The 18,999-nt window shown below is 73.5% G+C and carries 18 protein-coding genes and 1 pseudogene; 12 read left to right on the top strand and 7 right to left on the bottom strand.

From position 1 onward, the window contains the following. The first annotated feature begins 26 nt into the window (after positions 1–26). The 7 genes and pseudogenes from AMYTH_RS0106520 to AMYTH_RS44190 form a co-directional block, all read left to right on the top strand. Positions 27–1,001, top strand: coding sequence for a zinc-dependent alcohol dehydrogenase (locus AMYTH_RS0106520; protein WP_027929612.1), 975 nt, complete (start codon positions 27–29; stop codon positions 999–1,001). 8 nt (positions 1,002–1,009) lie between these two features. Next, the gene (locus AMYTH_RS0106515; RefSeq protein WP_027929611.1) at positions 1,010–1,420 is read left to right on the top strand and encodes a 6-pyruvoyl trahydropterin synthase family protein; all 411 of its coding nucleotides are present in this window, start codon (positions 1,010–1,012) and stop codon (positions 1,418–1,420) included. Further along, entirely contained in the window at positions 1,398–2,441 is a 1,044-nt protein-coding gene (locus AMYTH_RS0106510; protein ID WP_027929610.1) for a glycosyltransferase family 4 protein, read from the top strand. The genes AMYTH_RS0106515 and AMYTH_RS0106510 overlap by 23 nt, the downstream gene beginning before the upstream one ends. A 7-nt stretch (positions 2,442–2,448) precedes the next feature. Further along, complete coding sequence (locus tag AMYTH_RS0106505) at positions 2,449–3,267, top strand: SAM-dependent methyltransferase (protein WP_228684610.1); 819 nt, start codon at positions 2,449–2,451, stop codon at positions 3,265–3,267. Further along, complete coding sequence (locus tag AMYTH_RS49855; RefSeq protein ID WP_027929608.1) at positions 3,264–3,503, top strand: hypothetical protein; 240 nt, start codon at positions 3,264–3,266, stop codon at positions 3,501–3,503. Before AMYTH_RS0106505 ends, AMYTH_RS49855 begins: the two co-directional genes overlap by 4 nt. Then, entirely contained in the window at positions 3,500–3,667 is a 168-nt protein-coding gene (locus AMYTH_RS48685) for a hypothetical protein (protein ID WP_157360548.1), read from the top strand. The genes AMYTH_RS49855 and AMYTH_RS48685 overlap by 4 nt, the downstream gene beginning before the upstream one ends. After that, positions 3,664–4,482, top strand: a pseudogene (locus AMYTH_RS44190) (lysylphosphatidylglycerol synthase transmembrane domain-containing protein); the annotation flags it as partial. The gene AMYTH_RS48685 and the pseudogene AMYTH_RS44190, both read left to right, overlap by 4 nt. 70 nt (positions 4,483–4,552) lie before the next feature. On the opposite strand, the gene AMYTH_RS0106485 reads toward AMYTH_RS44190, so the two are convergent. Continuing rightward, the gene (locus tag AMYTH_RS0106485) at positions 4,553–5,245 is read right to left on the bottom strand and encodes a creatininase family protein (protein WP_027929607.1); all 693 of its coding nucleotides are present in this window, start codon (positions 5,243–5,245) and stop codon (positions 4,553–4,555) included. Between the two features lie 53 nt (positions 5,246–5,298). Between AMYTH_RS0106485 and AMYTH_RS0106480 the strand changes: the two genes are divergently transcribed. The 4 genes from AMYTH_RS0106480 to AMYTH_RS0106465 all read left to right on the top strand — a co-directional run bounded on the left by AMYTH_RS0106480 (position 5,299) and on the right by AMYTH_RS0106465 (position 9,297). Next, positions 5,299–5,898, top strand: a complete 600-nt coding sequence (locus AMYTH_RS0106480; RefSeq protein ID WP_027929606.1) for a GTP cyclohydrolase II — start codon at positions 5,299–5,301, stop codon at positions 5,896–5,898. 1 nt (position 5,899) lies between these two features. Continuing rightward, complete coding sequence (locus AMYTH_RS0106475) at positions 5,900–6,670, top strand: inositol monophosphatase family protein (protein WP_027929605.1); 771 nt, start codon at positions 5,900–5,902, stop codon at positions 6,668–6,670. Further along, complete coding sequence (locus tag AMYTH_RS0106470; RefSeq protein WP_027929604.1) at positions 6,664–7,617, top strand: threonine ammonia-lyase; 954 nt, start codon at positions 6,664–6,666, stop codon at positions 7,615–7,617. The genes AMYTH_RS0106475 and AMYTH_RS0106470 overlap by 7 nt, the downstream gene beginning before the upstream one ends. A gap of 561 nt (positions 7,618–8,178) precedes the next feature. Then, on the top strand, positions 8,179–9,297 hold the full coding sequence (locus AMYTH_RS0106465) for an LLM class flavin-dependent oxidoreductase (RefSeq protein ID WP_027929603.1): 1,119 nt from the start codon (positions 8,179–8,181) through the stop codon (positions 9,295–9,297). 54 nt (positions 9,298–9,351) lie between these two features. Here AMYTH_RS0106465 and AMYTH_RS0106460 read toward each other — a convergent pair whose 3' ends face one another. Then, the gene (locus AMYTH_RS0106460; RefSeq protein ID WP_027929602.1) at positions 9,352–12,120 is read right to left on the bottom strand and encodes a cation-translocating P-type ATPase; all 2,769 of its coding nucleotides are present in this window, start codon (positions 12,118–12,120) and stop codon (positions 9,352–9,354) included. 14 nt (positions 12,121–12,134) lie between these two features. Beyond that, the gene (locus tag AMYTH_RS44185; protein ID WP_037322344.1) at positions 12,135–13,079 is read right to left on the bottom strand and encodes a polyphosphate kinase 2 family protein; all 945 of its coding nucleotides are present in this window, start codon (positions 13,077–13,079) and stop codon (positions 12,135–12,137) included. A 110-nt stretch (positions 13,080–13,189) separates the two neighbouring features. Between AMYTH_RS44185 and AMYTH_RS0106450 the strand changes: the two genes are divergently transcribed. Next, positions 13,190–14,926 carry a SulP family inorganic anion transporter gene (locus AMYTH_RS0106450; protein ID WP_027929601.1) on the top strand — a complete coding sequence of 579 codons (1,737 nt, stop codon included), beginning with the start codon at positions 13,190–13,192 and terminating at the stop codon, positions 14,924–14,926. Here AMYTH_RS0106450 and AMYTH_RS0106445 read toward each other — a convergent pair. The 4 genes from AMYTH_RS0106445 to AMYTH_RS44180 are packed head-to-tail and all read right to left on the bottom strand — an operon-like array spanning position 14,883 to position 18,933. After that, positions 14,883–15,395 (bottom strand): hypothetical protein, encoded by a 513-nt coding sequence (locus AMYTH_RS0106445; RefSeq protein ID WP_027929600.1) that lies wholly within the window; start codon positions 15,393–15,395, stop codon positions 14,883–14,885. The genes AMYTH_RS0106450 and AMYTH_RS0106445 overlap by 44 nt on opposite strands. Further along, a complete protein-coding gene (locus AMYTH_RS0106440; RefSeq protein ID WP_228684608.1) occupies positions 15,376–16,023 on the bottom strand; it encodes an HD domain-containing protein in 648 nt (215 codons plus the stop codon). The genes AMYTH_RS0106445 and AMYTH_RS0106440 overlap by 20 nt, the downstream gene beginning before the upstream one ends. 2 nt (positions 16,024–16,025) lie before the next feature. After that, complete coding sequence (locus tag AMYTH_RS0106435; protein WP_037322342.1) at positions 16,026–17,177, bottom strand: AI-2E family transporter; 1,152 nt, start codon at positions 17,175–17,177, stop codon at positions 16,026–16,028. A gap of 10 nt (positions 17,178–17,187) precedes the next feature. After that, positions 17,188–18,933, bottom strand: a complete 1,746-nt coding sequence (locus AMYTH_RS44180; protein WP_037322341.1) for an MFS transporter — start codon at positions 18,931–18,933, stop codon at positions 17,188–17,190. Between the last annotated feature and the right edge of the window lie 66 nt (positions 18,934–18,999).

The raw sequence follows: 18,999 nt of genomic DNA, 5'->3' as shown, positions 1-18,999 counted from the left end.
CGTGTCCCTTCGCCGGAGGTGTGCCCATGACACGTGCCGCACGGGCCTTCTGGTTCAACCCGCCGGGTCCGGGTGAGGTCCGGACGGTCCCGCTGCCCGCGCGCGGGCCGGACGAGGTCGAGGTCCGGACGCTGTTCTCGGGCGTGAGCCGGGGCACCGAGACGCTCGTCTTCCGCGGCGCGGTCCCGGCGAGCCAGCACGAGCTGATGCGCGCGCCGTTCCAGGAGGGCGGGTTCCCGGGACCGGTGAAGTACGGCTATCTCAACGTCGGCGTGGTCGAGGACGGGCCGCCGGAGCTGGCCGGCCGCACGGTGTTCACGCTCTACCCGCACCAGACCCGGTTCGTCGTCCCGGCGAGCGCGGTCACTCCGGTGCCGGACGCGGTGCCCGCGGGCCGGGCGATCCTGGCCGGCACGGTGGAGACGGCGGTGAACGCGCTGTGGGACGCCGCGCCGCTGCTCGGCGACCGGGTGGCCGTGGTCGGCGGCGGCATGGTCGGCTGCGCGGTCGCGGCGCTGCTGGCGCGGTTCCCGGCGGTGCGGGCGCAGCTGGTCGACGTGGATCCGGCGCGCGCCGCGGTGGCAGCCGCGCTGGGCGTGGAGTTCGCCCTGCCCGGCGACGCCGCCGACGGCTGCGACCTCGTGGTGCACACGAGCGGAACGGACGCGGGCCTGGCCAGGGCGCTGGAGCTGGTCGCGCCGGAGGGTGAGGTCGTCGAGCTGAGCTGGTACGGCGACCGGCGGGTCAGCGTGCCGCTCGGCGAGTTCTTCCACTCGCGGCGGCTGACGATCCGCGGCAGCCAGGTCGGCATGGTGTCCCCGGCCCGGCGGTCGCGCCGCGGCTTCGGCGACCGGCTCGCGCTCGCGCTGGAGCTGCTCGCCGATCCCGTCTTCGACACCCTGATCACCGGGGAGTGCGCCTTCGAGGACCTGCCTTCGGTCATGCCGGAGCTGGCCTCGGGCGCGATCCCCGCGCTGTGCCACCGCGTCGTCTACCCGTAGGAGGGCCCTTGTTCAGCGTCACCGTCCGCGACCACGTGATGGTCGCCCACAGCTTCCGCGGCGAGGTGTTCGGCCCCGCGCAGCGCCTGCACGGCGCGACGTTCGTGGTGGACGCGACGTTCCGCCGCGCCGAACTGGACGCGGACAACATCGTCGTCGACATCGGGCTGGCGACCCAGCAGCTGGGCGCCGTGCTGGCCGACCTCAACTACCGCAACCTGGACGAGGTGCCGGAGTTCGCCGGGACCAACACGTCCACGGAGTTCCTGGCGAAGGTGATCGCCGACCGGCTCGCCGACCGCGTGCACTCGGGCGCGCTCGGCGCGGGCGCGCACGGGCTGTCGGGGATTTCGGTGACACTGCGCGAATCGCACGTGGCGTGGGCGAGCTACGACCGTGATCTTCATCCTGCCGGGTGACGTCGACGATCCGGAGCTGCCCAGCGGCGGCAACGTCTACGACCGGCGGATCAGCCGCGAACTGACCGCGCTGGGCAGGCCGGTCCGGGAGGTCGCGATCGCCGGGTCGTGGCCGCACCCCTCCCCGGCGGCGCGCGCCGCGCTGGACCGCGCGCTCACGGCCGCCGATCCGGGGTCCCTGGTGGTGATCGACGGGCTGGTGGCGTGCGGCGTGCCGGACGTCGTGGTGCCGCACGCCGCGCGGCTGCGGCTGGTGGTGCTGGTGCACATGCCGCTGGCCGACGAGACCGGGGCGCACGCGGAGCTGGACGACCTGGAGCGGTCGACGTTGCGGGCGGCGTCGGCGGTGGTCACGCCCAGCGCGCGGACGGCCGCGCGGCTGGTGCGCCACCACGGGTTGCCGCGCGACCGGGTGCACGTGGTCACGCCCGGCACGGATCCCGCGCCGCTGTCCGCGGGCGAGGAACTGCTGTGCGTGGCGTCGCTGACCCCGCACAAGGGACAGGACGTGCTGGTCGAGGCCCTGGCCGCGGTGGCGGACCTGGACTGGGCATCCCGGCTGGTCGGGCCGGTGCACCGCTCCCCCGCGTTCGCCGCGCGGGTGCGGGACCTGGTGGCGCGGCACGGGCTGACGGCGCGCGTGACGATCACCGGGCCGCTGACCGGGACGGCGCTGGAGGACGCCTACGCGCGGGCCGGGCTGCTGGTGCTGCCGTCGCGGTCGGAGACCTACGGGATGGTGGTGACGGAGGCGCTGGCGCGCGGGATCCCGGTGCTGACGTCGGTGGAGACCGAGGCGCTCGGCCGGGCGGCGGACGGGTCGCCGCCCGGGATCGTGGTGCCGCCCGCTGACGTGGACGCCCTCGCCGGGGCCCTGCGCTCGTGGCTGACCTCGGCGGGAACGCGGTCGGCCCTGCGCCGGGCGGCGCGGTCCCGGCGCGACGGGTTGTTGCCTTGGGGAACCACCGCGCGGGTGATGGACCGGATCCTGTTTGAACCGGAACCGGGTGCGCGCCCGTGACAAGGGTGTGGCACACGACCGATGGGACGGCGCCGGACCCGGCGCACCCGGCAGCACGGACCCGACCCGCTGCGCACCGGACTGGCTGGCGCTGCGCGAACCCGCCGACGCGGCCGCGCGGGCGCCGGAACTGCTCACCCCGCTGCGGCGGTGGCTGACCGGCCGTCCCGCCCCGCTGGTCGTCCGGGACATCGGCTCCGGCACCGGGTCGATGGGCCGCTGGCTCGCGCCGCGGCTGGGCGTCCCGCAGCACTGGGTCCTGCACGACCGCGACCCCGCCCTGCTCGTGCGCGCCTCGGTCCGCGGGGCGACGTTCGAGACCCGCTGCGGGGAGCTCGCCGGCCTGGACCTGACCGGCACCTCGCTGCTCACCGCGTCCGCGCTGCTGGACCTGCTCACACCGTCCGATGTGGACACCATCGCCGACGCGTGCGCCGCGGCGGGCTGCGCGGCCCTGCTGACGTTGTCAGTCGCCGGGCGGGTCGAGCTGACGCCCGCGGACCCGCTCGACGCCGACCTCGCCGCGGCCTTCAACGCCCACCAGCGGCGCGGCGCGCTGCTCGGCCCGGACGCGGTCGCGGTGACGACCTCGGCGTTCGAGCGGCGCGGCGCGACGGTGCACCGCGCGCCCAGCCCGTGGCGGCTCGGGCCGGACCAGCGTGAGCTGACCGAGCAGTGGTTGCGGGGCTGGGTCGCCGCCGCCCGGCTGCAGGAACCGTGGCTGGACACCGAGGCCTACACCCGGCGGCGGCTGGCCGCCTGCGCCGCGGGCGAACTGGAGGTGGTCGTGCACCACACCGACCTGCTGGCGATCGGAGCCCGATGACGACCCGCACCCCCGGGATGGCGGCTGTGGCCGTCGATACGCCTGCCCACGCCGACGATCAGAGCCTGATGGCGACCCCCACCGCCGGGACGGTGGCCCGCCTGTGGCCGTGGCTCCGCCCGCTCACCGCGACCGCCACTCTCACCCGGAAGGTGGGCACCGGGGCGTTCCGCACCGGGCTGGAGCTCATCGACTCCCGATCGGACGGCCACGCCTCGCCGAAAGGAGCCAGATGACCACCCCCACCGCCGCCACGGCGACCCGCCTGTGGCCGTGGCTCCGCCCGCTCGCCGCGACCGCCACCCTCACCCGGGAGATGGGCACCCGGGCGTTCCGCACCGGGCTGGAGCTCATCGACTCCCGATCGGCCGGCCTCGCCTCGCCGAAAGGAGCCCGATGACCACCCCCACCACCGGGACGGCGACCCGCCTGTGGCCGTGGCTGCGCCTGCTCGCCGCGGCCGGCATCCTCGCCACCCTGATCTGGAAAGTCGGCACCGGCGCGTTCCTCGACGGGCTGCGGCTCATCAACGCGGAATCGGTCGTGCTCGCGCTGGCGATCGGGCTGCTGACCACCGTCACCGCCGCCGGGCGATGGGTCCTCGTCGCCCGCGGCCTCGGCCTGCCGCTGCGGCTGCCCGCCGCGGTCGCCGCCTACTACCGCTCCACCCTGCTCAACTCGGTGCTGCCCGCCGGGGTGCTCGGCGACGTCGACCGCGCGGTCAGCCACGGCCGCGACTCCGGCGACGTGGGCCGCGGCGTCCGCGCCGTGGTGCTCGAACGGTTCGCCGGGCAGGCCGTGCTGCTCGTCGCCGGCGTCACCGCGCTGACGCTCCATCCGGACCTGCTGCCGGGCCTGTCCACCGGCCCCGGGCTGCTGGTGCTGCTGGGCGCCGCGCTCGCGGTCGCCGGGCTGCTCGCCGCGAAACCGGCCTGGCGCGGCGCGGCCACCCGGACCCTCACCGATGCCCGCGGCCTGCTCGGCGGGCGCACCGCGGCGGGCATCGTGGCGCTGTCGGCGCTCACCATCGCCGGGCACGTCGCGATGTTCGTCCTCGCCGCCCGGCTGGCCGGGGTGACCGCGCCGGTGACCACCCTCGCCCCGCTGGTGGTGCTCGCGCTGGTCGTCATGGCGCTGCCGCTCAACATCGGCGGCTGGGGGCCGCGCGAGGGGTTCACCGCGGTCGCCTTCGGCGCCACCGGCCTCGGCGCGGGCGCGGGCATCACCACCGCCGTCGTCTACGGGGTGCTCTCACTCGTCGCGGCGCTGCCGGGCGTCCTGGCGCTCAGGAGCCGAGAACCGGCAGGTGCGCCCGGAACGCGCGGGCCAGCGCGTCCAGCACCGCCCGGCCTTTTTCCGGCGAAGCCAGTGACGGATGACCGGCCACGCCCGATTCCGTGTAGGGGGCCAGTCCCAGTGAAAGGAGGTGGCGCAGATCGCCGGGTGCCGAGTCCGCCGTCTCGTAGCCCGGTCTGACCACCTCCGGGGCGGTGCAGAGCAGGATCGAGGTCTCCAGTTCGCCGGCGTGCATGTCCTCGTCGTTGGAGGTGCGCACGCCCGCCGCCGCGCGCGCCTCCTGCCACTCGCCGTAGGTGGGGAACAGGACCATCGAGCCGCCGGCCTGCTGCACGACGTTGGCCAGGACGTGGTTGCCGCCGTGCCCGTTGACCAGCACGAGCCTGCCGACCCCGGACGCCCGCAGCGACGCGGCGATGTCCTCGACCACCGCGACCAGCGTGGTGACCGAAATGCTCACCGTGCCCGGCCACGCGGCGTGCTCGTGCGAGCAGGACACCGTGACCGGCGGCAGCAGCCAGAAGCCGTGGTCCTGCGCGATCCGCGACGCGACCGCGCAGGCGATCAGGGTGTCGGTGGTCAGCGGCAGGTGCGGGCCGTGCTGTTCCAGGCTCCCGACGGGCAGCACCGCCACGGCGGCCCCGCGCACGTCGTCGGTGGTGTCCGGCGGCAGCGGATTCATCAGATCAGGTATACCGGGTAGGGCAAGTTCCCGGTCGACGACGAGGGGAACCCATGGAGATCGCCGAATCGACGCTGGTCACCCGGCGCGGCAAGTTCCGCAGCGTGGCGTTCCGGGACGGCGCCGAGCACCTGGCGCTCGCCCACGGACGGCTGCGCCGCGACGACGTGCTGGTGCGGGTGCATTCGGAGTGCCTCACCGGCGACGTGTTCGGCGCGGTGCGCTGCGAGTGTGGTGAACAGCTGGACGCCGCGCTGGACGCGATCGTGCGCGAGGGCAGCGGGGTGCTGGTGTACCTGCGCGGGCACGAGGGCCGCGGGATCGGGCTGGTGGCGAAGGTGCGCACGCACGTGCTGCAGGACGAAGGGCTGGACACGGTCGACTCGGCCACCAGCCTCGGGCTGCCGGTCGACGTGCGCGACTACAGCCCCGCCGCGCGGGTGCTGCGTCACCTGGGCGTGCGGTCGGTGCGGCTGATGTCCAACAACCCGGACAAGATCGCGGCGCTGGAGTCGAACGGGATCCGCGTGTCGGCGCGGGTCCCGCTGCTGGCGCCGGCCAGCCCGGACAACATCCGGTACCTGACCGCAAAGCGCGACCGCCTCGGGCACGTCCTGCCGCAGGTGGACGCCTTCGACGTCGCGGAGCACTGACGTGGACCACCTGAGCCTGCTGCCCGTAGCCAGGGAGGCCGTCGCGATCGGGCGGCGCATCGTCACCTCCCGCGCGCCGCGGTCGGTGACCGCGAAGAGCGAGCGCGACCTGGTGACCGACATCGACCTGGCGGTCGAGGAGGCGGTGCGGGAGTTCCTCGCGCGGGAGACGCCGGACATCGGGCTCGTCGGCGAGGAGCACGGCGGCGAGCGGGGCGCGCTGTGGTGGGTGCTGGACCCGGTCGACGGGACGGCGAACTTCGCCCGCGGCATCCCGCTCACCGGGATCTCGCTGGCCCTGGTGTCCGGCGAGCGCAGCGTCGTGGCGGCGATCGACCTGCCGTTCCTGGACACGGTCTACACCGCGGTCGAGGACTACGGCGCCTTCGCCGGGGACACGCGGATCGGGGTGTCCGGGGCGTCGGCGCTGGCCGAGGCGATGGTGTCGCTGGGCGACTTCGCCGTGGGCGCGGACGCCGGGCCGAAGAACCGGCTGCGGCTGGCGTTGCTGGAGCAGCTGGGCGCGCGGGCGGAGCGGGTGCGGATGATCGGCACCGCCGCGGCCGACCTGGCGTGGGTCGCGCACGGCCGGCTCGACGCGACGATCATCCTGTCGAACCTGCCGTGGGACACGATGGCGGGCGTGCTGCTGGTCCGGGAGGCCGGCGGGCTGGTCCTGGACGCCGACGGCAGCGACCACACGGTGTCCTCGGCGTCGACGATCGCACTGGCGCCGGGGCTGCGGGACGTGGTTCTGGAACTGCTGTGCTGACGACGCGCCTGGACACCGACCGGATCCGGGCCGTCCGCCGGGTGATCGACCCGGTGTTCCTCGATTCGCCGCTGTACCGCTGCGACGCTCTGGAACCCGTCCTCGGGTGCGCGGTCAGCGTCAAGCTCGAAACGGCCAACCCGGTGCGCTGCTTCAAGGGCCGCGGGACCGAGGTGATCGCCGACGGGCTCGGCTCGGGTGCGGTGGTGTGCGCGAGCGCGGGCAACCTCGGGCAGGCGCTGGCCTGGTCCGGCGGCCGGCGGGGGCTCGACGTCACCGTGGTGGCCGCGCGGTCGGCGCCGGCGGCGAAGCTCGACCGGATCCGGGCGCTGGGTGGGCGGCTGGAGCTGGTGGACGGCGACTTCGAGCAGGCGCGGGAGCGGGCGGCGGACATCGCGCGGCACGACGGCATCCGGCTGGTGGAGGACAGCCTGGACCTCGAAACGTGCGAGGGCGCGGCGACGATCGGATTGGAACTGGTGGAGCAGGCGCCGTCGGCCGACGCCGTCCTGATCGCCCTGGGCGGCGGGGCGATGGCGACCGGGGTGGGGCACGTGCTGAAGTCGCTCGCGCCCGGGGTCGAGGTGATCTGCGTGCAGCCGCTGGGCGCGCCCGCGATGACCTTGTCCTGGCGGCAGCGGCGGGTCGTGACGACGGACTCGGCGGAGACGATCGCCGACGGGGTCGCCGGGCGCTTCCCGATCCCGGAGGTGCTGGACGACCTGCTGCAGGTGGCCGACGACGCGGTCCTGGTGCGCGAGGAGTCGATCACCACGGGGATGCGGCTGCTGCTCGACCACGCCGGCCTGGTGGCCGAGCCGTCGGCGGCACTCGGGGTGGCCGCGGTGCTGGAGGACCGCGAGCGCTTCGCCGGGCGGCACGTGGTCACGATCATCTGCGGGAGCAACGTGGACCCCGAGGCGTATCGGCGTTGGACCAGCCGCTAACCGCACCGCCGAGGGGCCCGGCCGCCGCATGAGCTGCCCACCGGCAGCCGGCCACGGGCACCCCTTCGCCGGGCGGCAGTGATCGCGACCTGCGGGAGCAACGTGGACCCGGACGCCCATCGGCGCTGGACCAGCCGCTAACCGCACCGCCAAGGGGCCCGGCCGCCGCATGAATTACCCACCGGCGGCTGGCACGGGCACCCTTCGCCGCGCGGCAGCGATCACCATCTGCGGGGAGCAACCTAGACCCGGACACGCACCCACGCCGGGCCAGGCGCCAACCACACCGGCGAGGGAGCCCTGGCCGCCGCACGAGCTGCCCACCGGCAGCCGGCCACGGGCACCCTTCGCCGGGCCGCAGTGATCACCACCTGCGCAAGCAACCTAGACCCGGACACCCACCCACGCCGGACCAGCCGACAACCGCACCGGCGAGCCTCCCTCCCCAGAGCGACGCCATGAGTCACCGGACTTCGGCGCACCCTCCTGATAGTCTCGCCAGGAATATTCTTCCGCGCGAGACGTTTTACCGGCCGAACACCAGATCAGCAGGAGGCTGTCATGCAGTTCGGGATCTTCTCCGTCAGCGACGTGACCACGGATCCGACGACCGGCGAAACTCCGGACGACACCCAGCGCGTGCGGTCGATGCTGACCATCGCCCAGCACGCCGACCAGGCCGGGCTCGACGTCTTCGCCACCGGCGAGCACCACAACCCGCCGTTCGTCGCGTCCTCGCCCACCACCATGCTCGGCTACCTGGCCGGCGTGACCAAGGACATCATCCTGTCCACCTCGACGACGCTCATCACCACCAACGACCCGGTGAAGATCGCCGAGGACTACGCCATGCTGCAGGTCATCTCGGGCGGCCGGATGGACCTGATGATGGGCCGCGGCAACACCGGCCCGGTCTACCCGTGGTTCGGCCAGGACATCCGCCAGGGCATCCCGCTGGCGATCGAGAACTACGCCCTGCTGCGCCGCCTCTGGGAGGAGGACGTGGTCGACTGGGAGGGCAACTTCCGCACCCCCCTGCGCGGCTTCACCGCCACCCCGCGCCCGCTCGACGGCGTCCCGCCGTTCGTCTGGCACGGCTCGATCCGCAGCCCGGAGATCGCCGAGCAGGCCGCCTACTACGGCGACGGCTTCTTCCACAACAACATCTTCTGGCCCATGTCGCACACCAAGCAGATGGTGCGCTTCTACCGCCAGCGCTTCGAGCACTACGGGCACGGCCCGGCCGACACCGCGATCGTCGGCCTCGGCGGGCAGGTCTTCATGCGCAAGAACTCGCAGGACGCGTGGAACGAGTTCCGCCCCTACTTCGACAACGCCCCGGTCTACGGCCACGGCCCGTCGATGGAGGACTTCACCGCGACGACCCCGCTGACGGTCGGCAGCCCGCAGCAGGTGATCGACCGGTACGCGAGCATGCGCGAGGACGTCGGCGACTACCAGCGCCAGCTGTTCCTCATCGACCACGCCGGCCTGCCCCTGAAGACGGTGCTGGAGCAGATCGACCTGCTCGCCGAGGAGGTCGTTCCGGTGCTGCGCAAGGAGATGGAGGCCAAGCGCCCCGAGCACGTGCCGGCGAACCCGCCCAGCCACGCCGAGCGGGTCGCCGCCGCGCGGGCCAAGGCCGCCGAGGACAAGACCGAGGCCCCGGCCGTCAACTGACCCGCCGGGCAACCGGCCCCGGCGCGAGGACGCCCGCCGGGGCCGGTCCGGTCCTCACGAACTCGGCTGCGCCCGGTGGCGGGCCACGGCGGGCACGGCGTCCCGGCGCCCGGCCGCCGGCTGGGCGGCCCACCGCCGCGCCGCCAGCTTGCCCAGCTCCCACAGCACCAGCAGCACCACCGGCGGCACCAGCGCCCAGCCGAACTGCAGCGCCGTCAGCTCGGTGGTGCCCAGCAGCCGCTGGAAGCCGTCCACCTGCGTGACCAGCACCGCGAGCACGAACTCGGCGAACACCGCCCAGTTCAGCTGCTTGCTGTCGAACGTCGAGGTGGTCAGCACCGACGCCGTCTCGTTGCGGCACTCCAGCCCGGCCACGATCAGGCACAACGCGAACGTGGTGAAGGCGATCGAGTTGGCCACCGCCGGGTCGAACCGGTCCGCACCCAGGTGCAGCACGGCCAGCAGCATCGCGCTGATCACCAGCCCGGACACCCCGACGGTGATCACCACGCCACGGCTGAGCACCGACGAGCCCCGCGGTCGTGGCGTGCGGTTCATCAGTCCCGGGCTCTCCCGGTCGAACCCCAGCGCGAAGCCGAACGCCGCGTTGACGAAGAAGTGGATCCACAGCACCTGCGCCGGGTTGAACGGCTCCCCGGCGGCGATGCCGAACAGCGCCGCGCCGAGGAAGGTCAGCACGAACACGACCAGCAGCACGAGCACGAACCGGATGTACTTGGTCAGGTTGTCGTAGATCTTGCGGCCCTGTTCGACCGCGAACACGATGGTGGCGAAGTTGTCGTCGGAGAGCACCATCCGGCCCGCGTTCTTCGCCACCTCGGTGCCGCTGCCCATCGCGATGCCGATGTCCGCGGCCTTGATGGCGGGCGCGTCGTTGACCCCGTCCCCGGTCATCGCCACCACGTCGCCCTTCTTCTTCAGGGTTTCGGCGAGCAGCACCTTGTGCTCGGGCGCGACCCGGCCCAGCACGCCGATGTCGTCGATGCGGCTCATCCGTTCCGCTTCGGGCAGCGCCGCGAAGTCCGCGCCCAGCATGGCCTGTCCGGGGATGCCGAGCCGCGCGGCGATCGCGGCGCCGGTGATCACGTCGTCACCGGTGACCATGCGCACCCGGATGTGGGCCGCCCGGGCGCTCGCGACCGCCTCCGCCGACGTGTCCCGCGGCGGGTCCACCATGCCGACCAGGCTCGTCACCTGCAGGCCGGTGACGTGGCCGAGCAGATCGCCGTGCGGGTCGAACCGGGCGGGGTCGATGTCCCGCGCCGCGGCGGCCATCACCCGCATGCCCTGGCCCTCCATCCGTTCCAGGTGCGCCTGCGCCCTCGCGGACAGGTCCGCGTCCCAGGCGAGCGGGCCCGAAGCGGACAGTGCGCTGCCGGCGCGGGACAGCACCGCGGGCGCGGCACCCTTGACGTAGCACCGGACCACCGGTTCGCCTGCCGCGTTGCGCGCCCGGTGGAAGGTCGCCATCAGCTTGTAGGCCGGGTCGAAGGGCAGCGTGGCCAGCCGGGGAAGCGCTTCCCGGGTGCCTGCCACGTCGATCCCCGCCTTGTGTCCCAGCACGAGCAGCGCGCCCTCGGTGGGATCGCCGACGACCTTGCCGTCGACCAGCCGCGCGTCGCTGGCGACCAGGTAGGGCAGGATGGCCTCGCCGATGCCGTCCGCGGCGCCCGCCACCCGGTGGATGCGGCCGTCCAGGTCGTACCCGCTGCCCGAGACGGTGTAGCGGTCGCCGGGGTCCACCACCTCCACCGCGGTCATCTGGTTCATCGTGAGCGTGCCGGTCTTGTCCGAGTTGATCGCCGAGGTGAAGCCCAGGGTCTCGACCGAGGGCAGGTCCTTGACGATCGCGTTGCGCTTGGCCAGGTCCACACCACCGAGCGACAGGATCGTCTGCGTCACCGTCGGCAGCGCCTCCGGGATCGCCGCGATCGCGAGCGACACCGCGCTGACGAACAACGCGTCCCACGCCTGCCCCCGGTTGTGCCCGAGCACGAACATCACGATCATGGTCAGCCCGGCGGCCCCGGCGATCCACAGCGTGAGCCGGTTCAGCTCCCTGGTCAGCGGCGACTGCTCCGGCGCGGTGGCCGACAGCATCCCGGAGATCCGGCCCAGCTCGGTGGCCGCGCCGGTCGCGGTCACCACCACGGTCCCGCTGCCGTGGGTCACCGGCGTGTGCATGAACGCCATGTTCGCCTGGTCCCCCGGTCCCAAGTGGTCACCGGCGAGCACCTCCGCGCTCTTCACCGCCGGCACGCTCTCCCCCGTCAGCGCGGACTCGTCGATCTGCAGCGCGGCGGCCCGCACGATCCGGCCGTCCGCGGGCACCTCGTCGCCCGCCGTGATCAGCACGACGTCGCCGACGACGAGTTCCTCGGCGGGCACGACCGCCTCCTGTCCGTCGCGGCGGACCCGCGCCGTCGCCTTCATCATCGACTTGAGCGCGTTCATCGCGCTGTCGGCCTTGCCCTGCTGCCGCAGCCCGACGACCGCGTTCAGCACGGTCAGGACCACCAGCAGGACCGCCGTCGTCCACTGCTGGATCGCCAGCGACACCGCCGCCGCGGCGACCAGGATCATCTGCATGTAGCTGCGGTACTCCGCGAGGAATCGCAGCCAACCCGGGCGGGGTTTCTCCTCGGGGAGCGCGTTGGGACCGTTCGCGCGCAGCAACTCCGCCGCGCGCGCGGCGCTCAGGCCGCGGTCCGGGTCGACGCCGAAGAACGCGGTGGTGTCCTCGGCCGTGCGGGTGTACCACGATCCGGCGGGCGCGGCCCGCGTGCCGGAGCTCTGCACCATGTCGCCACCTCCGTTCAGGCCCGGCCGGCCGCGGCACGCCCGTGCCGTGCCGGTGCCGGTTCGGTTTCGGCCACGAGTTTCGCCCGCGCGTCCCGCAGCTGGTCGCGGGCTTCGCTGCTCACCCGCGGGTACCGGGGGTCGAGCTCGATCAGCGTGTGCGCCAGCACCGCGCCCGCGCACAGCCGCGCGAACCACTTGCGGTCCGCCGGGACGACGTACCACGGCGCCCACGTCGTGCTCGTCGCCGACAGCATCTCGGAGAACGCGTGCTGGTAGTCGGTCCAGTACGCCCGCTCCCGGATGTCGGCCGCGGAGAACTTCCAGTTCCGCTCGGGCACGTCGATGCGCTTGAGGAACCGCGCCCGTTGTTCGGACCAGGACAGGTTGAGGAAGAGCTTCACCACGGCGAACCCGTTGTCGCTCAGGTACCGCTCCCAGTCGTTGATCTCGCGGTAGCGCCGGGCCCAGAGGTCCTTGCCCAGCGACCTGGCGAGCAGGCGCTGCCGGTCCAGGTGCTCCGGGTGCACCCGCACCACGAGGACCTCCTCGTAGTGCGAGCGGTTGAAGATCCCGATCTCGCCGCGCGCGGGCAGACGGCAGGCGTAGCGCCACAGGTAGTCGTGCCCCAGTTCGGCCGCGGACGGCACCTTGAAGCTGCTCACCGCCACGCCCTGCGGGTTCACCCCGCTCATCACGTGCCGGATCGTGCCGTCCTTGCCGCCGGCGTCGAGAGCCTGCAGGCACAGCAGGACACCGTGCGTGCCCTGGGCCGCGAGCCTCCGCTGGTACTCGGCCAGCAGTTCGACACCGGTCCGCAACAGCTCGCGCCCCTCCCGCTTCTTCGTGACCCCGGCCTTGAACGCCGGGTCGAAGTCCCTGTCCAGCTTCACCTTCGAGCCCGGCTCGACGCGGAAGGGCTCGATGAACTTCGCGATCCGCTTGGCCCGTACGTCGTTCATGTCGGTGGCTCCTGTTCCGTCAAGGGTCTTTCGTCTCCTCCGGTGAGGACCGAGGCCCCGGTTCGCCGAACCCGTGTCCGGTTACCATCGGCCGGGGAAGGATTTCCGTCATGTCCCACTGGGTTCCCGGCCTGCGGCAGATCAGGTCGTACGAACGCCGCTGGCTGGCGAAGGATCTCGTCGCCGGTGTCGTTCTCACGACCCTGCTGGTGCCGCAGGGCATGGCGTACGCCGAACTGGCCGGCCTGCCCGCCATCACCGGGCTGTACACGTCGATCCTGTGCCTGCTCGGGTACGCCGTGTTCGGGCCGTCGCGGATCCTCGTGCTGGGGCCGGATTCCTCGCTGGGGCCGATGATCGCCGCGACGATCCTGCCGCTCGTCGCGGCCGACGGCGACCCCGGGCGTGCCGTCGCGCTCGCCTCGATGCTCGCGATCCTGGTCGCCGCCATCATGATCGTCGCATCGGTGGCCAAGCTGGGGTTCATCGCGGACCTCATCTCCAAGCCGACGATGATCGGCTACCTCAACGGGCTCGCGCTCACCATCGTCGTGGGGCAGCTGCCGAAGCTGTGCGGGTTCAGCGTCGACGCCGACGGCCTCGTCGCCGAGATCGGCGCCGTGGTGCGGGGGATATCCGGCGGCGACGTCAACGGCGCCGCGGCCGCGGTCGGGATCTGCGGCGTCGCCGCGATCCTGGTGCTGCAACGCTGGCTGCCCAAGATCCCCGCCGTGCTGGTCGTGGTGGTGCTGGCGATCGCCGCGGTCCCGCTGTTCGACCTGGCCGCGCGCGGCGTGGACCTGGTCGGCGTGCTGCCGAAGGGATTCCCGCCGCTGTCCATTCCGGACGTCGGCCTGTCCGACCTCGCTCCGCTGTTCGCCGGGGCGCTGGGCATCGCGCTGGTCTCGCTGGCCGACACGATCTCCACGGCGTCGGCGTTCGCCGCCCGCACCGGGCAGGAGGTCCACGGCAACCGGGAGATGGCGGGCATCGGCGTGGCGAACCTGGCGGCCGGGCTGTTCCAGGGGTTCCCCGTCAGCACCAGCGGATCCCGCACCGCGGTCGCCCAGCAGGCCGGCGCGCGCACCCAGCTGACCGGCGTCGTCGGCGCCGTCCTGATCACGGTCATGATCCTGGTCGCGCCCGGCCTGTTCCGGAACCTGCCGCAGCCGGTGCTCGCCGCGATCGTGATCACCGCGGCGTTGTCGCTCGCCGACGTCCGGGGCACCGTGCGGCTCTGGCGGCAACGGCGGACCGAGTTCCTCCTGTCGGCCGCGGCCCTGCTCGGCGTCGCGCTGCTGGGCGTGCTGCCCGGCATCGCGGTCGCGGTGGTGCTGTCGATCCTCAACGTGTTCCGGCACGCGTGGCTGCCGTACCAGACGGAACTGGGCAAGGCCGACGGGGTGCCCGGCTACCACGACGTCCGGTCCTACCCGGACGCGCGGCGGCCCGCCGGCCTGGTCATCTTCCGGTTCGACGCGCCGCTGATCTTCGCCAACGCCAAGACCTTCCGGGAGGCGGTGCGCCGTCTCGCGGCTCGCGACCCGGCGCCGCACTGGATCGTCGTCGCCGCCGAGCCGGTGACCGATGTGGACACCACGGCGGCGGACATGCTGCGGGACCTCGACGACGAGCTCAACGCACTCGGCACGCACCTCGTGCTCGCCGAGCTGAAGGACCCGGTGCGGCGCAAGATCGACCGCTACGAGCTGACCCGCACGCTGGATCCGGACCATTTCTACCCCACCGTCTCCTCCGCCGTGGACGCGTTCCGCCGCCGCACCGGGAACGGCTGGGTCCCGGTCAGTGCAGGTGCAGCAGAACCAGGTTCTTCAGCACGATCATGACCACCCCGAGCAGTCCGGCCGCGCAGGTCGTCACCACGAGCGGAACCCCGCGCAGCCGCGCCGCCCGCGCCGCCGACCAGGCGTGGGCGACCAGGAGGACCACCGCGGTCACGAGCCCGACGTTCGCCGCCGTGAGCGGTGTGGCGCCGGCCAGCCGGGCCAGCAGGAGCGCGGCGAGCGGACCGTAGGAGGCGGTCACCATCGGCCAGGTGGCCCGCAGCTCCGCCCACACCTGGGCCCGGGTCGGCAGCCTCCCGCCGGAGGTCTGCTCCCCCAGGATCTCCGCGAACTCCTCGGCGGACCAGTAGACCAGGAGCGTGACCACGACGGCGACCGCCAGTGCCGCGGTGGGCAGCTGCTCGCCGACGGCGGTCAGGATCGCCGCGGTGACGATCGCCCCGTAGATGCCGGCCGCGCGCCGCCTGCCCGCCGTCCGGACGGTGGTCCGGTCAGCCGGTTCGCCGATCATCGTCCACCTCCGCCGGGTGTCCGAATCGGACGGACAGCAGCAGGTCTTCGGTGCGCCGGACCGCGGCCGCCCGCTCCTCGCCGTTGTCGGCCAGCGCGCGCACGACGGGATCGTCCGGGGCGCGGCGCGCCCGCAGTTCCAGCAGCCGCGTGCGGTAGGACACCGGCAGGCCGTCCGGACTGGTGGTCAGATCGCAGTACCACAGGGCGTCCCGGACCGGTCCGCGTTCGTCGGGGAACTCCGCGAGCCGCGGCCCGAGACCGACCAGCGCGGCCACCGCGTCCGCGCCGGAGTGGTGGGCCACGAGCGCGCACACGCGTGGCGGCACACCCAGACGGCGGAGGTAGCGCGCGCCGTCGAGCTGGTGGAACCCGACGCCCCCGACTGCCGCGGCGTACCCGATGTCGTGCAGCCAGGCCGCGGCGACCAGCACCGGACGGTCGGCGGGCGCCAGCGCGAGCGTCGTGCCTTCGGCCTTGCGCCCGACTCCCTGGCTGTGGGCCCACCGCCGCGGCTGTTCGTCGGCGAGCAGACGGCCTGCCGTGACCCGCGCCCACCGGTCCAGTGGGATGCCGTCGTGGTACCCGGCCACCACGCCGGATCCAGGCCCCATTGACACGCGCGCCATCGCTACTCCTTCCGTCCGGCTGCCGCGCGGTGCGGCCACCGCGAGAACAGCGCCTCCCGGCGCCGGGAATCCGGCGGCCTGCGCGGACCGGACCGCAGCAGCACGTCCGCCCAGCGGGCGCGCGGATCGAGGTCCACCAGCAGCGCCTTGGCCAGCAGGGTCATCGGGATCGCCAGGATCGCGCCGAGCGGCCCCAGCAGCCACGCCCAGAAGACCAGCGCCACGAACGTCACGGTCACCGACAACCCGACCGCGTCGCCGACGAACCGCGGCTGGATCAGCGACTGCAGCACGAAGTTGATGACGCCGTAGCAGACGATCACCAGCACCATCCGGTCGACGCCGCCGGTCAGCAGGCCGAGGATCGCGGGCGGGGCCAGCCCGATCAGGAACCCGACGTTCGGGATGTAGTTGGTGATGAACGACAGCAGCCCCCAGGTCAGGGCCAGCGGGATGCCGATCACCGCGAGCACCAGCGCGTCCAGGGCCGCCACGACCAGCCCGAACACCGTCGTGACCAGGAGGTAGCGCCGAGTGCCGCCGGTGAACCCGTGCAGCGCGGTGCTCACCGCCGGGCGGTCGGTGGCGATCGCGGCGAACCGCTGCCCCGCCCCGCCCGCTTCGACGCTCAGGAACAGCAGCAACGCGAGCAGGAACGCCAGGTTCGACACCAGGCCCGCGACGTCGGCGAGCAGGGCCGTCAGCAGGCCGCTGAGCTTGCCCAGGTCGAGGGATTCGGCGGCGGCGCGCAGCTGGTCCGGGCCGATGCCGAGCCGGGACAGCCCCGCCGAGGCGTCGCCGACGACCTCGGCGGCCTGTTCCGTGTACTGCGGCACCAGGCCGGCCAGCCGCCCGAGGGAGACGACGATGCCCAGCGTCAGCAGCGCGAGGACCCCGTAGACCAGGACGACGAGCACGGTCGTCGTCAGCCAGGCGGGCCACCCCCGGCGGCGGAGCCAGTCCTGCACCGGCGACACGGCGATCACGATCACCAGCGCCGTGAACACCGGGGCGACCAGCCAGCCCGCGGCGCGGACCCCGGCGACGACCACGACCACCGCGGCCGCGCCGAGCAGCACCACCAGCGCCCGCGGCAGCAGATCGCGGGACGGCGCGAGGCCGTCGGGCGACAGCCGCGGGTTCCGCTCCTCCATCCGCCGGAGGCTAGAGCGGCGGCACCGGGTGCTGCTCATCCCGGCCGGGCGATCCGGCTCCCGGCGGAGAGGCGAGCCCGCCGGCTCGCGTGACGCCGTCAGCGCCACCACTGTGCCCGCCCGGACCGCTGGGGCGGCTGTCCTCACCCGCGCCGGGTGACCCGCCCGGCTGTTCCTCCGGGATGCGGCGGGTGAAGAACACCGCGACGACCGCGGCGAGCGCGAGCACCGCGATCGCGGCGCGCAGGCCCTGGATGCGGGCGTCCCGGTTGGACTCCACGATGCCCTGCGCCGTCGGGGCCGGAACCCCCGCCGCGGCCAGGTTCGCCTCGAGCGCCGCGTCCGAGACGAACGGCGCGCCACCGGCCAGCTGCACCTCGGCCTGCGCGGTCACCTGGGGCGGCACGGCCGGGTTGTCGCGGATGCCGTCGAGGAACGACGACGTGAGGACCGCGATGAGGACCGATCCGGCCAGCGCGGTGCCCAGCGAGGCGCCGAGGTTGGTGAAGGTGTTCTGCAGCCCGCCGACCTCGCTGCTGCGCTCGTCGGCCACCGCCGACACCGTCACGCTGCCCAGCTGGGAGGCCAGTGCGCCGATGCCCAGCCCGGCGAGCAGCATCGGGACGGTGGTGACCTCCGGCCCGGCGCCCGCGTCCAGGGCGGCGAAGAAGGCCACGAGCGCCACGAACAACGTCACCAGCCCGGCCCGCACCACCCGGCGCGGCGAGATGTGCGGCCACAGCCTCGGGATCCCGGCCGCCGCGGCCAGCAAGGTGATCGACAGCGGCAGCAACCGCAATCCGGTCTCCACTGTGGACAGCCCGAGCGAGATGGACAGGAACAGCGGGACGACGAAGAACAACCCGGCCTGGATCAGGTACTGGCCGGAGAAGACCGTGAGGCCGGCGCGCAACCGCCGGTTGCCCAGCATCGCCGGGTCCACCAGCGGCTCCCGGCCGCGCGCGACCCGCCGGTGCTCCCACAGCAGGAACAACCACAGCACGACCCCGCCGGCCAGCACCAGCCACAGGACCAGGGACAGCCCGAGCAGCGCCGGGGCGCCCGGCCGGGGCAGGATCCAGCCCCACGTCCCCGACCGGAGCACGCCGAACACCACCAGGCCCAGTCCGAGAGCGGACAGGGCCGTCCCGGCGAAGTCGAGCGCGGGCCGTTCGCCGCGCTCGGGATCGGCCATCCGGCGCGCCAGCACCAGGATGACGAGCACGATCAGCACCTCGCCCGCGAACACCCAGCGCCAGGAGAAGTAGGTGGTCACCAGCCCGCCGACGAGCGGGCCGACGGCGACCGCGATCGCGCCGGCGGAGGCGACCAGCCCGTAGGCCCGCGGCCGTTGCGCCTGCTCGAAGTTCGACGCGACCAGGGCCACGATCGCGGGCATGATCAGCACGGCGCCGAGCCCCTCCAGCACCGACCAGCCCACGATGAGCACCCCCAGCCCGGGGGCGAGCGAGGTGGTCAGCGAGCCGCAGCCGTAGACCACGCACCCGATCGCGAACGCCCGGCGGCGCCCGATCAGCGCCCCGATCTTGCCGCCGGTGACCATCAGCATCGCCATCACCAGCGTGTACAGGGTGATCGCGGTCTGGATCCCGGTGACGGTCGTGCCCAGGTCGTTCGCGATGGTCGCGATCGACACGTTCATCACGGAGGTGTCCAGGGTCATCAGGAACTGCCCGGCCGCGAGGGTGAGCAGCACCGTGCCGCCGCGGCGCCGCGTCGCAGCCGTTGTCCGCATCCGGGGACGGTAACCGGGCCGCGGGCGGGTGCGCTCACCCGTCGCAGGCGAAGAGCGGCGTGACGC

The sequence above is a fragment of the Amycolatopsis thermoflava N1165 genome (assembly GCF_000473265.1).
GTDB lineage: Bacteria > Actinomycetota > Actinomycetes > Mycobacteriales > Pseudonocardiaceae > Amycolatopsis_E > Amycolatopsis_E thermoflava.
This window is presented reverse-complemented; position numbering and strand designations above follow the sequence as displayed.

Bases quoted from the DNA above. Each gene is read 5' to 3' on its own strand.
- AMYTH_RS44180 (WP_037322341.1), bottom strand. From the start codon at position 18,933: ATGCGGACAACGGCTGCGACGCGGCGCCGCGGCGGCACGGTGCTGCTC.
- AMYTH_RS0106520 (WP_027929612.1), top strand. From the start codon at position 27: ATGACACGTGCCGCACGGGCCTTCTGGTTCAACCCGCCGGGTCCGGGT.
- AMYTH_RS0106480 (WP_027929606.1), top strand. From the start codon at position 5,299: ATGGAGATCGCCGAATCGACGCTGGTCACCCGGCGCGGCAAGTTCCGC.
- AMYTH_RS0106440 (WP_228684608.1), bottom strand. From the start codon at position 16,023: ATGGCGCGCGTGTCAATGGGGCCTGGATCCGGCGTGGTGGCCGGGTAC.
- AMYTH_RS0106450 (WP_027929601.1), top strand. From the start codon at position 13,190: ATGTCCCACTGGGTTCCCGGCCTGCGGCAGATCAGGTCGTACGAACGC.
- AMYTH_RS0106485 (WP_027929607.1), bottom strand. From the start codon at position 5,245: ATGAATCCGCTGCCGCCGGACACCACCGACGACGTGCGCGGGGCCGCC.
- AMYTH_RS0106465 (WP_027929603.1), top strand. From the start codon at position 8,179: ATGCAGTTCGGGATCTTCTCCGTCAGCGACGTGACCACGGATCCGACG.
- AMYTH_RS0106435 (WP_037322342.1), bottom strand. From the start codon at position 17,177: ATGGAGGAGCGGAACCCGCGGCTGTCGCCCGACGGCCTCGCGCCGTCC.
- AMYTH_RS0106445 (WP_027929600.1), bottom strand. From the start codon at position 15,395: ATGATCGGCGAACCGGCTGACCGGACCACCGTCCGGACGGCGGGCAGG.
- AMYTH_RS44185 (WP_037322344.1), bottom strand. From the start codon at position 13,079: ATGAACGACGTACGGGCCAAGCGGATCGCGAAGTTCATCGAGCCCTTC.
- AMYTH_RS49855 (WP_027929608.1), top strand. From the start codon at position 3,264: ATGACGACCCGCACCCCCGGGATGGCGGCTGTGGCCGTCGATACGCCT.
- AMYTH_RS48685 (WP_157360548.1), top strand. From the start codon at position 3,500: ATGACCACCCCCACCGCCGCCACGGCGACCCGCCTGTGGCCGTGGCTC.
- AMYTH_RS0106460 (WP_027929602.1), bottom strand. From the start codon at position 12,120: ATGGTGCAGAGCTCCGGCACGCGGGCCGCGCCCGCCGGATCGTGGTAC.